This window comes from Agrococcus beijingensis (assembly GCF_030758955.1).
In the GTDB taxonomy this organism is placed as follows: Bacteria; Actinomycetota; Actinomycetes; order Actinomycetales; family Microbacteriaceae; genus Agrococcus; species Agrococcus beijingensis.
On sequence record NZ_CP132360.1, the window covers coordinates 1769298 to 1782851 of the forward strand.

The following is a 13554-nucleotide window of genomic DNA, read 5'->3' on the forward strand; positions in this document are numbered from 1 at the left end:
GGGAGCCGACCGCACCGCACCGGCTCCCCGCCGCACCCACTCGACCTCAGTCGGTCGTGACCCGCTCGCCCAGGCCGAGCGGACGCATCCGCGTCAGCTGCGTCACGTGGCGCGGCTCGAGCTCCTCGAGCGTCGAGACGCCCAGCAGCGCCATGGTGCGCTCGATCTCGGCGCGCAGGATGGCGATCGTGCGGTCGACGCCCTGGCGTCCGCCAGCCATCAGCCCGTAGAGGTAGGCGCGGCCGATGAGCGTGAACCTTGCGCCCAGCGCCACCGAGGCGACGATGTCGGCGCCGTGCATGATGCCGGTGTCGACCATGATCGTCGCGTCGCGGCCCACCTCGCGCACGACCCGCGGCAGCAGGTGGAAGGGCACCGGCGCCCGGTCGAGCTGCCGGCCGCCGTGGTTCGAGAGCACGATGCCGTCGACGCCGTCGTCGATCAGCCGCACCGCGTCGGGCACGTTCTGCACGCCCTTCACGACCAGCTTGCCCGGCCACATCTCGCGGATGATCGCAAGATCCTCGAACGAGATCGTCGGATCCATCGCCGAGTTCAGCAGCTCGCCGACGGTGCCGCCGGTCGTCGACAGCGACGCGAACTCTAGCTTCGGGGTGGTGATGAAGTCGAACCACCACCACGGCCTCGGGATCGCGTTCGCGACCGTCTTCAGCGACAGCTGCGGCGGGATCGAGAAGCCGTTGCGGGTGTCGCGCAGCCGCGCGCCGGCGACCGGGGTGTCGACCGTGAACATGAGCGTGTCGTAGCCCGCCGCCGCCGCCCGCTCGACCAGCCCGTACGAGATCTCGCGCTGCCGCATCACGTAGAGCTGGAACCAGTTGCGGCCGTGCGGGTTGACCGCCTTGACGTCCTCGATGGTGGTGGTGCCGAGCGTCGACAGCGTGAACGGGATGCCCGCCGCGGCAGCCGCGCCGGCGCCGGCCGTCTCGCCCTCGGTCTGCATCAGCCGCGTGAAGCCGGTCGGCGCGATGCCGAACGGCAGCGCGCTCGGCCCGCCGAGCACCTGCGTCGACGTGTCGACGTGCTCGGCGGGGCGCAGGATGTCGGGGTGCAGCTCGATGTCCTGGAACGCCTCGCGCGCCCGGCGCAGCGACACCTCGCCGTCGGCCGCGCCGTCGGTGTAGTCGAAGGCGGCGGCCGGCGTGCGGCGCTTCGCGATCGCGCGCAGGTCGTCGATCGTGAGCGCGGCGCTCAGCCGACGCCGGCGCGCGTCGCGATCGGGCTTCTTGAACTGCATGAGCTCGGCGAGCTCGCGCACCTGGGGCAGCTGGCGCTTCATGGGCGGTTCCTCTCTCGGGCGGCGGATGCGTCGGGTCGCGGTCAGCGCGACGTGGCGGCGGGGGCGGTGGTCGCGTCGGGCGCTGCCGCAGCCGCCGCGATGTCGCCAGCCTCGAGGCCGGTCGGCTCGACGTGCGCGACGTGCTTGATGAAGAACGACGCGATCACCGACAGGCCCGCGCACACGGCGACGTAGGCGGCGATCGGCCACCACTGGCCGCCGCTCGCCTCGAGCAGCCAGGCCGCGATGAGCGGCGCGGTGCCGCCGAAGATCGCGGCACCGACCTGGTAGCCGAGGGTGGCGCCCGTGTAGCGCACCTCGGGGCTGAAGCTCTCGGCGATGAGCGTGCCGAGGATGGCGTTGACGCTGCCCCAGAGGATGCCGAAGGCGCCGATCGTGGCGGCGAAGATCGCCCAGGTCTCGCCGATGTTGAGCACCCAGAAGTAGGGCACGACGAGCACGATGGTGGCGATCGCCGAGAAGCGGTAGAGCACGGCGCGGCCGACGCGGTCGGAGAGGTGGCCGAAGAAGGGCATCCAGACGGTGGCGACGAGCGCGGCGGCGGCGACAGCCAGCAGCACGGTGTTCTGGCGCACGTCGAGGATGTTCGTGGCGTAGGCGATCACGTAGGTGCCGAAGATGTAGAAGGGGCCGGTCTCGGCGGCCTTCGCGCCGATCGAGACGAGCACGGCGCGCCAGTGCTTGGTGACGACCTCCTTGATCGGCAGCTTCAGGCGCGAGCCCGTGTCGCGGATGCGCTGGAACTCGGGCGTCTCGTCGAGGCCGTTGCGGATCCACAGTCCGATGAAGACGAGCACGATGCTGCCGACGAACGGCACGCGCCAGCCCCAGCTGAGGAACTGGTCCTCCGGCAGCAGGGTGAGCAGCGCGATCACCGACGAGGCGAGCAGCAGGCCGAGCGAGATGCCCATCTGCGGCACCGCGCCGTAGAGGCCGCGGCGGTGCTTCGGCGCGTACTCGTAGGCCAGCAGCAACGCGCCGCCCCACTCGCCGCCGATGCCGATGCCCTGCAGGATGCGGAACAGCAGCAGCAGGATGGGCGCCGCGATGCCGATGGCGGCGAAGTCGGGCAGCAGGCCGATGGCGACCGTGCCGCCGCCCATCAGCATGAGCGTCAGGAAGAGCGTCTTCTTGCGGCCGATGCGGTCGCCGATGTGAGCGAAGACGATGCCGCCGACGGGGCGGAAGAAGAAGGTGAGCGAGAACGACGCGTAGGCGAGCATCGTCGACAGGAACGGGTCGTCGGTGGGGAAGAAGGTCTTGTTGAAGACCAGCGCCGCGACGGTGCCGTAGACGAGGAAGTCGAACCACTCGATGACGCTGCCCGAGAGGCTGCCGAGGAGGACGCGATAGTTCAGCCGCTCCTGCGGCTGGGCGGTGGCGGTCGTGGAGGCCAAGGCTCTCTCCTTTGAGAACGGGTGCTGCGGGTGCTGTGCGCTCGGGGCGCCGTGTGGTCGAACCATGTGGTCTGACCACAGCGACGATAGGGCAGCCGGCCGTCGCCGTCAAGCGGGGCGGATGCCTCCGCTCACGCCCCCGAGTCGGTGGCAGCGGCGTCGACGGCCGGTTCCGCGCTCGCCGCGCCGGCGCCCTCGTCGCTGGGCATCTCGCCGGCCCCGTCGCGCCGCGACGTCTCGAGGTAGTAGCCGCGGATGTGCTCGCGCAGCAGCGTCGACGCGCCCTCCCGGTCGTCGGCGCGCATCCGCTCGTAGATCCCGCGATGCTCGGCGCGCAGCCGCGCGGCCGTCGCCGTCCAGTCGGGCAGGGCCTCGGCGCGCGCGAGCGTGTGGTCGGCGATCGAGGTGCGCAGGGCATCCATCAGGGTGCTGATGAGCGGGTTGCCCGCCGCGCGCGAGAGGGTCACGTGGTACTGCGCGTCGAGCTGCAGGAAGTCGGCGACCGCGAGGGCGGGGTCGTCCATGCGGTCGAGCAGCGCGGCGGCGGTCGCCCAGTCGCCGCTGGCGAGGTCGGCGTGCGCGGCGCTCCACGTCTCGAGCAGCAGCCGCACCTCGAAGATGTGCTCGTGCTCGACGTGCCGCGTCGCGAGCTGCATGTTGAGCGCCAGCGCGAGCGCCTGCTCGGGCGCCGCGGTGATGATCGTGCCCGAGCGAGGCCCGGAGCCGGTCGACGTACGGATCGTGCCGAGCGCCTCGAGCACGCGCAGCGCCTCGCGCAGCGACCCGCGTGACACCTGCAGCGTCTCGGCGAGCACGCGCTCGCCGGGCAGGTGGTCGCCGATCGAGAGCCGCCCGCTCCGCAGCTCCGCGGTCACCCAGTCCATGACCGTCTCGTGCACCTTCTTCATCGGGTCGAGTATCGCAGTGGGGGCGGATGCGTCGGCGCACGTCGCGGCGCGGATCTCACCGCGTCATGCGCGCGCGTCGGGCACCGCATGCTTAGGCTCTGGCCATGGCCTCGAGCATGGATGCTGAGCCGCGTCGCTACGCGCCGCCCGTGGCCGCGCCGTCGGCGGTTCCGGCGCCCGCGCCGGCAGCTCGCCCTGCGCTGCCGCCCGAGGAGCGGCGCCGGCTGCGCATCACCGGCGCCATCGCCGGCGCACTGATCGCGGCCGGCGCAGGGGCGGCGCTGCCGATCACGGGCATGCTGCTGCTGCGGGTGGTGCTGCTGTGGATGGGCGTCGACCTCTTCGGCGACGATCCGTTCGTGTGGCTCATGGTCGGCATCGGCAGCCTCGGCGCGCTGCTCGTGCTCGCCGGCTGGCTGGTGAGCCTGCGGCTGCTGCGCCACTGGGGCTCGCGCGGTCAGCGGCTCACGCTGGTGGCGGCTGCGATCTCGTTCGCCGCCGCCGTGCTGGCCGATGTCGTGCTCGTGGTCCTCCTGCTCGCCCTCGACGGCTCGGGCGAGTTCCCCGGCTCCTGGCTCATGGTGGGCTTCGGCGGTGCGGCGGCGCTGCCGGTCGGCGCGCTCGTCGGCCTGTGCGCCTGGCCGTGGGTGGCGCACCTGCTGCGCCCCGCGCATCCGCCCCTCACGACCTGAGCGCCGGCACCATCTCGGCGAGGCTTGGCAGTGGCGAGGCTGGGCGACGAGCCAGCCGCCATCGACGAGGTGCTCGCGGCCTGACCGCACGTCGCCGCTGCCACGCAACAGGTGGTGCCCGGCAGGTGGCACGATCGAAGCATGGGATGGCTGGCCGGTCGGCGCGTGTGGCGCTGGCTCTTCGGCGCCGCGGTGCTCGCACAGCTGGTCGCGCTCTACCTGCCCGACCCGCCCTCGAGCGGCGGCCTGCCCGGCGCCGACAAGGTCGTGCACTTCGGAATCTTCCTCGCGCCGGCGCTGCTGGGCGTGCTCGCCGGGCTGCGGCCGGTGCTGCTCGGCGCGCTGCTCGTCGCGCACGCGATCGTCTCCGAGCTGCTGCAGCACTTCCTGCTGCCGGGCCGTGGCGGTGACCCGTGGGATGCGCTCGCCGACGTCGTCGGGGTCGCCGTCGGGCTGGCGATCGCAGCGGCGCTGCGCCGCCGTGCTACAGCTGCTCGAGGAAGGCCAGCAGACCCTCGTTGAAGGCCCGCCACTGCTCGAGGTTGGTCGCGTGGCCCGCCCGCAGCAGCACCGCCGACGAGCCCTGCGGGGCGAGCGCCGCGGCGGCCGCGGCGTGCGCCGACGGCCAGAACTCGCTCTCGGCGCCCGCGATGAAGAGCACCGGCTTGGTGAAGCGCGCGATCACCGGTCGCCAGTCGGCGGTCGCGTGGTCGTGCAGCACGCGCAGGTCGGCAGCCGAGAGGTCGCGCGAGCCGCCGCCCGCGCCCATCGCCCGCAGCACCCGCGCCACGCGGCGCGGCCTGCGCCACAGCGGCAGCCCGACCCCGGTGGGCGGCACGCCGCGGGCGAAGAGGGTTTCGCGGTTGCGCGCCGTGTAGCCGTAGAAGCCGTGCTCCCACGGCGCCTGCTCGCCCCGGCCACGCGCCGGACGCCCGGGCACCGGCGGGTCGTCGTTCAGCATCCGCGGTGTCTGGTCGACCGACACCACCGCCCGCACCCGATCGTCGCCGTGCGCCGCCACGTATGCCCAGATGGTCGAGGCGCCCATCGAGCCGCCCACCAGTACCGCGTCGGTGATGTCGAGCTGCCGCAGCACCGCCTCGAGGTCGTCGGCGCGGGTCGCCATCGTCGTGCCGGCGGTGGCCGCGTCGGCCGCGCCGTGCCCGCGCACGTCGACGACCGTGACGCCGTGACCGGCCTCGACCAGGGCCGGCACCTGGAACCGCCACGAGGTGCCCGGCGTGCGGAAGCCCGCGACCAGCACCACATCGGTGCCGGATGCGTCGCCGTGCTGCTCGAAGGCGACGCGCGTGCCGTCGTCGGTCACGATGGTGGGCATGGTGCCTCCTCGATGCGCCCCGCAGCAGGCGGGGAACGCCCCGCGATGCAGCGTGCGCTCAGTATCGTCCGCTCTGCCGCGCGCGGGTAGCCCTCGCTGCGTGTCGCAACTCTGCGGCCGGCGGGTCGGCATGCGGGCGCCGAGGGTGGGCACGCGGACCCCGCAGCGTTCTTCAGTCGAGGTCGGCCGCGCCCACGCCGTCGTTCGTGCGGGCGTCCTCGTCGATCGCCTCGACGGCCTCGGTCAGCTCCGGCTCGCGAGCCGGGCGCGCGTCGAGGTGCACGCCGGCGATCATGCAGCGCACCGAGCCGCCGGCGAGCTCGATGGTCGGGATGTCGACCGCGACGATCTCGCACGACTCCTCGATCACCGCGATCTGCGCAGCCGTCAGCGACGCCCGCGCCCGCGCCGACATGGCCATGATCGTGCGGCGTCGGCCGTCGGGCGAGCGGCCCATCAGCTCGACGGCGTTGCCCGCGAACTCGCGCACCTGGTGCTCGGTCAGCTCGATCACGCGGCGACCATGCACCTGCAGGCGCTCGCGCACCTCGCGGCGACGCAGCGCATCCGGGATCATCTCGAGCGCGAACAGCGCCACGTCGGTGCCCACGCAGGCGATGACGTTGGTGTGGTAGACCGGCACGCCGTCGCTGTCGACCGCGTCGAAGACCATCGGCTCATAGCCGAAGTCGGTGCAGAAGCGCTCCAGCACGTGCGTGTCGGCGCGGTGGCTGCGGGCGAGGTAGGCGACGCGCGAGACGTGGTCGAGCACCATGGCGCCCGTGCCCTCGAGGAAGATGCCGTCGGGCTCGAGCCCCGAGTAGTCGACGATCGTCTGCACCCGGTAGGTGCTCTTCAGGAACTCGAGCACGTCGGCACGGCGCTCGTGCCGCCGGTTCGAGGCGTACATCGGGTAGACGGCGACCGCCCCGCCCGCGTGGGTCGAGAGCCAGTTGTTGGGGAAGACGCTGTCGGGCCGCGTGTGATCCTCGTCGTCGAACACGTGCACGGTGACGCCGACGGCGCGGAGGGCCTCGGCGACGGCGTCCATCTCGGCGAGCGCGTTGGCGGCGACGGTGTCGGATGCGTCCTCGGGCTCGGCCTGGAAGGCGTTGTCGGCCGCCGTGGCAGGGTTGGGGCGGAACCGCTGCGCACGGATCAGGATGACGGCTTCAGGGGCGACGGCGCTCACACCTGCCGAATCTAGCGGCGGATGCGCGCGGATTTCCGGATTCCGCGCAAGACGGCCGCGTGCGGACGGCTCGCCGAGCGGATCGCTTGCGCCAGGGCCCGCCGCAGCGCTCTCTCGCCCTGCCCAGGCCCCTCGACTGGCGCCTCCCGCACCTGACTGGCGGCTCCGGCGTCTGACTGGCGCCTCCAGCGTCTGACTGGCGCCTCCCGCGTCTGACTGGCGCCTCCCGCATCTGACTGGCGGCTCCGGCGCCTGACTGGCGGCTCCGGCGTCTGACTGGCGCCTCCCGCATCTGACTGGCGCCTGCCGCGCCTGAGCGGCGCCTCCCGCATGTGAGTGGCGGCTCCCGCATCTCGCTGGCGCCTCCCACGTGGCACGCACGCCTCGCCGCCCGGTCCGCAAGCCACCAGGCACACCCCGCTCCCGGATGTGATCGACTGGGCACCATGCAGGCCATCCAGCAGCACGACGTCGGCGGCGAGCTCTTCTGGGCGGATGCGCCCGACCCGGTCGCGGGGCACGGCGAGGTGGTCATCGACATCGTCGCGTCGGCGGTGAACCGCGCCGACGTGATGCAGGCGGCCGGCAAGTACCCGCCGCCGCCCGGAGCCTCGCCCGTCATCGGGCTCGAGTGCTCCGGCACGATCAGCGAGGTGGGCGCGGGTGTCGACGGCTGGGCGGTGGGTGACCGCGTGTGCGCGCTGCTGGCCGGCGGCGGCTACGCCGAGCAGGTCGCGGTGCCGGCGACGCAGCTGCTGCCGGTGCCCGACGGCGTCTCGCTCGAGGACGCCGCGGCGCTGCCCGAGGCCCTCTGCACGGTGTGGAGCGCGGTGCGCGACATGCCCGACCCGTCGCCCGGCGCGATGGCGATCGTGCACGGCGGCAGCGGCGGCATCGGCACGGTCGCGATCCAGCTGCTGCGGGCGCACGGCTACCGCGTGGCCGCGACCTCGAGTGCCCGCCACCTCGAGCTGGTGCGCTCGCTCGGCGCCGAGCTCGCGATCGACTATCGGTCAGACGACTTCGTGGATGCGGTGCTGACGGCCACCGACGGACGCGGCGCCGAGTGCATCCTCGACGTCGTGGGCGGCGACTACCTGGCGCGCAACCTCGCGGCCCTCGCGCTCGACTCGGCGCTCACGGTGATCGCGGTGCAGGGCGGCGCGAAGACCGAGATCGACCTGCGGACCATGATGACGAAGCGGGTGACGCTGCGGGCGATGACGCTCCGCGCGCGGCCCGTCACCGGTCGCGGTGGGAAGGATGCGGTGGTCGCCGAGGTGCGCGAGCGCTGGTGGCCGCTGGTCGGCCAGGGCGTCGTGCAGCCGGTGATCGGCGCACGCCTGCCGATGATCGAGGCACAGCGGGCGCATGCGCTGATGGGCTCGAGCGAGTCGCCCGGGGGCAAGATCCTGCTCGTGCGGTGAGCCGCGGGATTGTGCCCATCCGCCCGGGCGCATCCGCCCGTGCATGTGGGCGGCCGGTGGTTGCCTTGCAGCGTTCGAAGGCGACAACTGGAGGCGAACGATCATGGGACGCACCGCACGCACCACCCGATTCGGCACGGCGAAGACCTCGTGGCTGGCACGGCACACCATCGCGGTCGAGCGCGAGCACCAGCTGCTCGAGCACGACCACCTGCGCGCGGAGATCTCGGCGTCGCGCGGGCTGCTGTAGCCGCAGCCATCGCGCCCGGGCGGCGGTGATGCCCGCGCTCCGAGACGGCAGATCGGCGTGCTGAGCAAGACTGCGCCGTCAGCGCATAGGGTGCGAGGGCATCCACCCTCGAGCCAGGAGCCGCTGTGCCTGACGTCTTCAGCCTGCCCATCATCCTCATCGCGGTCGGCGTCGTCGTCGTCATCGCCCTGATCGCGGCGGCCATCCGTCGCTACCGCATCGCCGAGCCCGACGAGGCGATCATCGTCACTGGCCGCAAGGGCAAGAAGACGATCGACGCCGAGGGCCACACCACGCAGGACCTCTCGGGCCAGAAGGTCGTCACCGGCGGCGGCGTCTTCGTCATGCCCTTCGTGCAGAAGTCGTTCAAGATGTCGCTGCGCTCGCGGCGGCTGCTGTTCAACACGACCGCGCAGGCGAAGGACGGCATCACGATCCACGCGCAGGCCGTGGCCGTCATCAAGGTCGGCGGCACCGAGGAGTCCATCCGCAACGCGGCGCAGCGATTCCTCTCGCAGCAGGAGGAGATCGAGTCGTCGACGCAGGAGGTGCTGTCGGGCTCGCTGCGCGGCATCATCGGCCAGCTGACGGTGCTCGAGATCATCCACGACCGGCAGGCGCTCGCCGCCGCGGTGCTGCAGGCGGCAGAGGATGCGTTGAGCAAGCAGGGACTGGTGGTCGACACCCTGCAGATCCAGGAGATCAACGACACCTCCAACTACCTCGTCAACCTGGGCGTGCCCGAGTCGGCCGCCGTGCAGCGCGCAGCGGCGATCGCCAACACCGAGGCGCAGAAGTCGGCGGAGCAGGCCTCGATCGAGGCGAAGAAGGCGATCCTCGAGGCGAACCGCGTGCTGCAGCTGCAGCAGGCGGCCGTGCAGGCCGAGACCGACAAGGCCGCCGCGCAGGCAGCCGCCGCGAAGCCGCTCGAGGATGCCGTGCAGCGCCAGGCGATCGTCGCGCAGGAGGAGATCACCGCGCAGCGCCAGGCAGAGCTGCGCGAGCAGCAGCTGAACGCCGACGTGCGCAAGGTCGCCGACGCCGAGTCGTACCGCATCCAGGTGACCGCAGAGGCGAACGCCAAGGCCAAGGCCACCGAGGCCAACGCCGAGCGCGTCGCGCGCGAGTCGCGGGCCGAGGCGACCCGCGTCGAGGGTGTCGCGGCAGCTGCGGTCATCGAGTCGCGAGGCAGCGCCGAGCGCACGGCGCGCATCGCCGCCGCCGAGGCCGCCAAGGCCGAGGGTGAGGCAGAGGCCGTCGCCACCGCCGCCCGCGGTCGCGCCGAGGCCGAGGCGATCGGCGCCCGCGGTCTGGCCGAGGGCCAGGCGATCGAGGCTCGCGCGAAGGCGCTCACCGAGAACGCGCAGGTCGTGCTCGCGCAGGAGCTGCTGAAGGTGCTGCCGCAGGTGGCCGAGGCCTTCGGCAAGGCCTACGCATCGTCGAACATCACGGTGGTCTCGGCCGACGGCACCGGCAAACTCACCGGCGACATGGTCGGCAACATGGCGTCGATGACGCAGATGATGAAGGACGCCACCGGCATCGACCTGCAGGCGATCATCAACGCCACGGCGCAGGGCAACGCTGCCGGTAGCGCGATGGCGAGCAAGGGCCAGACCGGCCCGGTGCTGGTCGACGCCGCGCCCGCCGAGCAGGCGCCCGCCGCCGAGTAGCGCCGACGAGGGCCGGCGCCCATTGGCGCCGGCCCTCTCGCACGCCCGCGCCGACGGCCGCTGGCGTCAGCCGCCGTGGTGGGCGGGGTCCTGCTCGCCCTCCATGCCCATCTGGCCCGTGTAGAAGCCGTAGGTGGCGTCTGCCTGGCGACGGGCGACCTCCGCGTCGGCGCCGGCCGCGACCGCGGCCTCGGCCCACGCATCCGCCGCCGCGCGGTTGAAGGCCTTGCCTTCGGGGCTCATCGTCCAGGCGACGCCCTCCTCGGGCGTCATCGCGGTGTCGGGCGAGGCCAGGTGCAGCGAGAGCCCGAGCAGGCCGCCGTCCCAGCCGACGCCCGTCGCGCCCGGCCCGAACATCTCGGCCATCTCGGCCGGCACCGCCGAGTCGAGCGCCACGTGCTCGAGCGTGAAGCGCGTGCCGTCGCCCTCGGGCGTCACCCGCACGGTGATCCACGAGACACCGCCGCCGAACTCCCACGTCGCCCGGAAGTGCGAGCGCGGCTCGCACTCGAGGATCTCGCCGCCCGCGTTGCCCTCGGTCTGGTAGCGGCCGCCGAGCCGCAGGTCGCCCGAGATCGGCAGGAACCATCGTGCGATCCGCTCGGGGCTGGTCACCGCATCCCACACGTCGTCGACGGGGGATCGGTACACCTGCGACAGCGACTGCCGCGTCGCCGCCTCGCCGCCCTGCTCGGTCGCCTCGACCGCTCGGCTCACCGCGCCCAGCTGGGCCTGCACATCCACCATGATCACTCCTCGTCGTCGGTGGTCTCGGCGGGGGCGGCGCCCGATGGCACCGTTCCCTCGCCGCTGCTCTCATCGGATCGCGGCACCCGGGCGTCGTCGGATGCGTCCGCTCGCGTCTCGTCGACCGGCTCGGTCTCGCCCTCGGTCTCCTCCCGCTCGCTGGCGAGGCGGCGCTGCCGTCGCCCGCGCGCCAGCTCGGTGTCGAGCGCGGCGAGCTTGGGCATCCAGAATCCGTCGAACGCGCTGAGCCACTCGCGCGCCTCGCGCGGACCGGAGGCGTCGACGGCGTAGAGCCTGCGCTGCCCCTCCGGTCGCACGGTCGCGAAGCCTTGCTCGCGCAGGATCCGCAGGTGCTGGCTCACGGCGGGCTGGCTGATGCCGAACTCCCGGCCGATCACGGTCGCGAGCGCTCCGGCGCTGGCCTCGCCATCGGTGAGGAGCTCGAGGATGCGTCGCCGGACCGGGTCTCCCAGGACATCGAGTGCGTGCATGCTTCGATGCTTGCACGGCAACTTATATAAGTCAACCGTGATTCTTCACGCTGGGGACGCATCCGCCGTGCCGCCACGCCTCGACGATCGCTGCGCTGCCGGGGATGCGGCCGCAGTGGGGCGAAACCGCCCGGCAACCTGCGACGGCTAGCGTGGAGCCATGAACAGCGAGCTGGTGGACAACGCCCGAGTGCGTCGGGCGGTCGCGGCGTTCGCTGCCGACCCCAGGCAGGCGACGATGATCGACGTGCTGCGCGCGTGCCTGTCGGGCGACCTGCTGCTCGACGCGACCGGCTCTGAGGTCGACCTGAAAGACGGCAAGATGCAGACCGGGGCGATGATCCGCATCAGCCACCACGTCGGCCCCGACGGCAAGCGCGCGCTGCTCGCGTTCACCAGCAACGCCGAGGTGGCGCGCATGCACCCCGACGGCGTGCGCTACCAGTCGATCGCGCAGCCGGCGGTGGCCGTGCTCGAGATGGCGAAGCGCCAGGGCGCGGGCTGGCTCTACATCGACCCTGCCGAGAAGAGCGCCACGCTGTCGGCGGCCGACATCGACTACGCGCTGCGCCACCCGCGCAACGACAAGCTGAGCCGCGCCATCGCTGCCGGTGAGACAGGCGGCGGCTCCCGGGCGGCGGTCGTGGCCGCCATGCGCGAGCCCGGCACGCTGCTGCTCGCCGGCAAGCTCGAGGAGGGGCAGAGCCGCGACCAGTCGCCGCGCCTCAAGGTGACGAAGCGTCCCGATGGCTCCACGGCGCTGCTGGCCTTCACGTCGGCGCCAGAGGTCGCAGCGCGCAACGCCGCCGACGGCATCATCAGCACGACCACCACGAAGGTGCTCGAGCAGCTGAAGAGCGGCAAGTTCGCCTCGATCGTGGTGAACCCCGGCGGCCCGTGGATCGAGCTGACGCGCGCGGAGCTGATCGGCGGATAGAGGTCGTTTGTGCGGCCGGCCCGTGGGCGCCGTGGCCGTTGTCCTCCGAGCGCTGGTACCGAACCGCGGGTGCGGATGCGTCGTACCCGCACGGAGGTACCGGTCGGGTCAGCCGCCGCCGGCGACTCAGCGGTACGCAATTGCAGGTGCGGATGCGCATCACCCGCAAGTGGATACCGGTCGTTCGCGCTCGCTTCCCTCGCGGCGCGCACTACCGCGACACGCCGAAGCGAGACTTTCGAAAGAACTGTTGCAAAGCATCCGCTTCGAAAGTAGTCTTTCGGATGTCGGCACCCGCCGGCCAGACCGAGGAGACATCTCATGGGACGCATCGAACGCATCCAGCGCCGCGTCAGCCTCACCGTCGAGGAGCGCCACCACGCTCGCCTCGAGGCAGAGCGGAACCAGCGGCAGTACGACCGAGTGCGCGCAGAGGCCATGATCCAGCGTGGTTGGATCTGAGCATGACCGAGGAGCTTGACGCGCAGCGCGCCGCGCAGGAGCCGGGCTATCAGGACAAGCCCGACCTGCGCTCGAGCGACCCCGCACTGCTTCGGGCGCTCGCGCACCCGCTGCGCGTCGAGATCCTCGCCGTGATCGACGAGCTGGGCGAGGCGACGGCCACCCAGATCGCCGAGCGTGTGGGCGAGAGCCCGTCGAACTGCTCCTTCCACCTGCGCACCCTCGCCAAGGCCGGCTTCATCGAGCGGGCCACGGCGCAGGGCACGTCGAAGCCGTGGCGCTCCGTGCACCGCAGCCGCGACTTGCGACCCGACCCGAACGTGCCCGAGTCGCTGCGCACCTCGGCGACGATCGCCGCCCTCTACGTGCAGCACGAGGCCAACCGCATGGTCGACTTCCTGACCAAGCACGGCGTCGGCGACGCGCACTGGGTCGAGGCCGTCACCGTCAACGCCTCGCACTTCTGGGCCACCGCCGACGAGCTCGCGGAGCTGTCGGCCGAGGTCGCGAAGCTCAGCGAGCGGTTCCACGACCGCAAGGACCCCGCCAAGCGGCCCGTCGGCAGCCGCCGCGCCACCCTGTTCTCGACCCTCAACCCCGAGCTCGACGGGCCCGCCTGGGGCGAGGAGCCCGAGGCGCGTCCCCAGGGCTGAGCCTCTGGGGCTGAGCCGCCGGGGATGGAGCCGCCCCTCGGCCACCGGATCCGCCACTCACATGC

Annotated in this window: 15 protein-coding genes; 8 read left to right on the forward strand and 7 right to left on the reverse strand. The window is 72.4% G+C overall.

What is annotated here, in order from left to right; all coding sequences use genetic code 11:
- Positions 1-46: 46 nt before the first annotated feature.
- The 3 genes from Q9250_RS08490 to Q9250_RS08500 all read right to left on the reverse strand — a co-directional run bounded on the left by Q9250_RS08490 (position 47) and on the right by Q9250_RS08500 (position 3626).
- Positions 47-1300 (reverse strand): alpha-hydroxy acid oxidase, encoded by a 1254-nt coding sequence (locus Q9250_RS08490; protein WP_306231429.1) that lies wholly within the window; start codon positions 1298-1300, stop codon positions 47-49.
- 41 nt (positions 1301-1341) lie between these two features.
- Positions 1342-2718, reverse strand: coding sequence for an MFS transporter (locus tag Q9250_RS08495; protein WP_306231430.1), 1377 nt, complete (start codon positions 2716-2718; stop codon positions 1342-1344).
- Positions 2719-2849: 131 nt separating this feature from the next.
- Positions 2850-3626, reverse strand: coding sequence for a FadR/GntR family transcriptional regulator (locus tag Q9250_RS08500; protein WP_306231431.1), 777 nt, complete (start codon positions 3624-3626; stop codon positions 2850-2852).
- 104 nt (positions 3627-3730) lie between these two features.
- Between Q9250_RS08500 and Q9250_RS08505 the strand changes: the two genes are divergently transcribed.
- The gene (locus Q9250_RS08505) at positions 3731-4318 is read left to right on the forward strand and encodes a hypothetical protein (protein ID WP_306231432.1); all 588 of its coding nucleotides are present in this window, start codon (positions 3731-3733) and stop codon (positions 4316-4318) included.
- 141 nt (positions 4319-4459) lie between these two features.
- Positions 4460-4840, forward strand: coding sequence for a VanZ family protein (locus tag Q9250_RS08510; protein ID WP_306231433.1), 381 nt, complete (start codon positions 4460-4462; stop codon positions 4838-4840).
- Here the strand turns inward: Q9250_RS08510 and Q9250_RS08515 are convergent.
- Positions 4803-5657, reverse strand: a complete 855-nt coding sequence (locus tag Q9250_RS08515) for an alpha/beta fold hydrolase (protein ID WP_306231434.1) — start codon at positions 5655-5657, stop codon at positions 4803-4805. The genes Q9250_RS08510 and Q9250_RS08515 overlap by 38 nt on opposite strands.
- A gap of 172 nt (positions 5658-5829) precedes the next feature.
- Positions 5830-6849: a citrulline utilization hydrolase CtlX gene (gene ctlX / locus Q9250_RS08520; RefSeq protein WP_306231435.1), complete on the reverse strand. Its 1020-nt coding sequence runs from the start codon at positions 6847-6849 to the stop codon at positions 5830-5832.
- 446 nt (positions 6850-7295) lie between these two features.
- Between ctlX and Q9250_RS08525 the strand changes: the two genes are divergently transcribed.
- From Q9250_RS08525 to Q9250_RS08535, 3 genes are all read left to right on the forward strand, one after another.
- Positions 7296-8276: an NAD(P)H-quinone oxidoreductase gene (locus Q9250_RS08525; protein ID WP_306231436.1), complete on the forward strand. Its 981-nt coding sequence runs from the start codon at positions 7296-7298 to the stop codon at positions 8274-8276.
- Positions 8277-8379: 103 nt separating this feature from the next.
- Positions 8380-8526, forward strand: coding sequence for a hypothetical protein (locus Q9250_RS08530; protein WP_306231437.1), 147 nt, complete (start codon positions 8380-8382; stop codon positions 8524-8526).
- A gap of 125 nt (positions 8527-8651) precedes the next feature.
- A complete protein-coding gene (locus Q9250_RS08535; protein ID WP_306231438.1) occupies positions 8652-10199 on the forward strand; it encodes an SPFH domain-containing protein in 1548 nt (515 codons plus the stop codon).
- A gap of 66 nt (positions 10200-10265) precedes the next feature.
- On the opposite strand, the gene Q9250_RS08540 is transcribed toward Q9250_RS08535, so the two are convergent.
- Positions 10266-10946, reverse strand: a complete 681-nt coding sequence (locus Q9250_RS08540; protein ID WP_306231439.1) for an SRPBCC family protein — start codon at positions 10944-10946, stop codon at positions 10266-10268.
- Between the two features lie 2 nt (positions 10947-10948).
- Positions 10949-11437, reverse strand: a complete 489-nt coding sequence (locus Q9250_RS08545) for an ArsR/SmtB family transcription factor (RefSeq protein ID WP_306231440.1) — start codon at positions 11435-11437, stop codon at positions 10949-10951.
- Between the two features lie 160 nt (positions 11438-11597).
- Between Q9250_RS08545 and Q9250_RS08550 the strand changes: the two genes are divergently transcribed.
- The 3 genes from Q9250_RS08550 (at position 11598) to Q9250_RS08560 (ending at position 13489) form a co-directional block, all read left to right on the forward strand.
- On the forward strand, positions 11598-12374 hold the full coding sequence (locus tag Q9250_RS08550; RefSeq protein ID WP_306231441.1) for an SseB family protein: 777 nt from the start codon (positions 11598-11600) through the stop codon (positions 12372-12374).
- 321 nt (positions 12375-12695) lie between these two features.
- The gene (locus Q9250_RS08555) at positions 12696-12836 is read left to right on the forward strand and encodes a hypothetical protein (RefSeq protein WP_306231442.1); all 141 of its coding nucleotides are present in this window, start codon (positions 12696-12698) and stop codon (positions 12834-12836) included.
- A 2-nt stretch (positions 12837-12838) separates the two neighbouring features.
- On the forward strand, positions 12839-13489 hold the full coding sequence (locus Q9250_RS08560; protein WP_306231443.1) for an ArsR/SmtB family transcription factor: 651 nt from the start codon (positions 12839-12841) through the stop codon (positions 13487-13489).
- The last annotated feature ends 65 nt before the right edge of the window (positions 13490-13554 follow it).

Bases quoted from the DNA above. Each gene is read 5' to 3' on its own strand.
- Q9250_RS08510 (WP_306231433.1), top strand. From the start codon at position 4,460: ATGGGATGGCTGGCCGGTCGGCGCGTGTGGCGCTGGCTCTTCGGCGCC.
- Q9250_RS08555 (WP_306231442.1), top strand. From the start codon at position 12,696: ATGGGACGCATCGAACGCATCCAGCGCCGCGTCAGCCTCACCGTCGAG.
- Q9250_RS08525 (WP_306231436.1), top strand. From the start codon at position 7,296: ATGCAGGCCATCCAGCAGCACGACGTCGGCGGCGAGCTCTTCTGGGCG.
- Q9250_RS08545 (WP_306231440.1), bottom strand. From the start codon at position 11,437: ATGCACGCACTCGATGTCCTGGGAGACCCGGTCCGGCGACGCATCCTC.
- Q9250_RS08550 (WP_306231441.1), top strand. From the start codon at position 11,598: ATGAACAGCGAGCTGGTGGACAACGCCCGAGTGCGTCGGGCGGTCGCG.
- Q9250_RS08490 (WP_306231429.1), bottom strand. From the start codon at position 1,300: ATGAAGCGCCAGCTGCCCCAGGTGCGCGAGCTCGCCGAGCTCATGCAG.
- Q9250_RS08500 (WP_306231431.1), bottom strand. From the start codon at position 3,626: ATGAAGAAGGTGCACGAGACGGTCATGGACTGGGTGACCGCGGAGCTG.
- Q9250_RS08560 (WP_306231443.1), top strand. From the start codon at position 12,839: ATGACCGAGGAGCTTGACGCGCAGCGCGCCGCGCAGGAGCCGGGCTAT.
- Q9250_RS08530 (WP_306231437.1), top strand. From the start codon at position 8,380: ATGGGACGCACCGCACGCACCACCCGATTCGGCACGGCGAAGACCTCG.
- Q9250_RS08505 (WP_306231432.1), top strand. From the start codon at position 3,731: ATGGCCTCGAGCATGGATGCTGAGCCGCGTCGCTACGCGCCGCCCGTG.
- Q9250_RS08515 (WP_306231434.1), bottom strand. From the start codon at position 5,657: ATGCCCACCATCGTGACCGACGACGGCACGCGCGTCGCCTTCGAGCAG.
- Q9250_RS08540 (WP_306231439.1), bottom strand. From the start codon at position 10,946: ATGGTGGATGTGCAGGCCCAGCTGGGCGCGGTGAGCCGAGCGGTCGAG.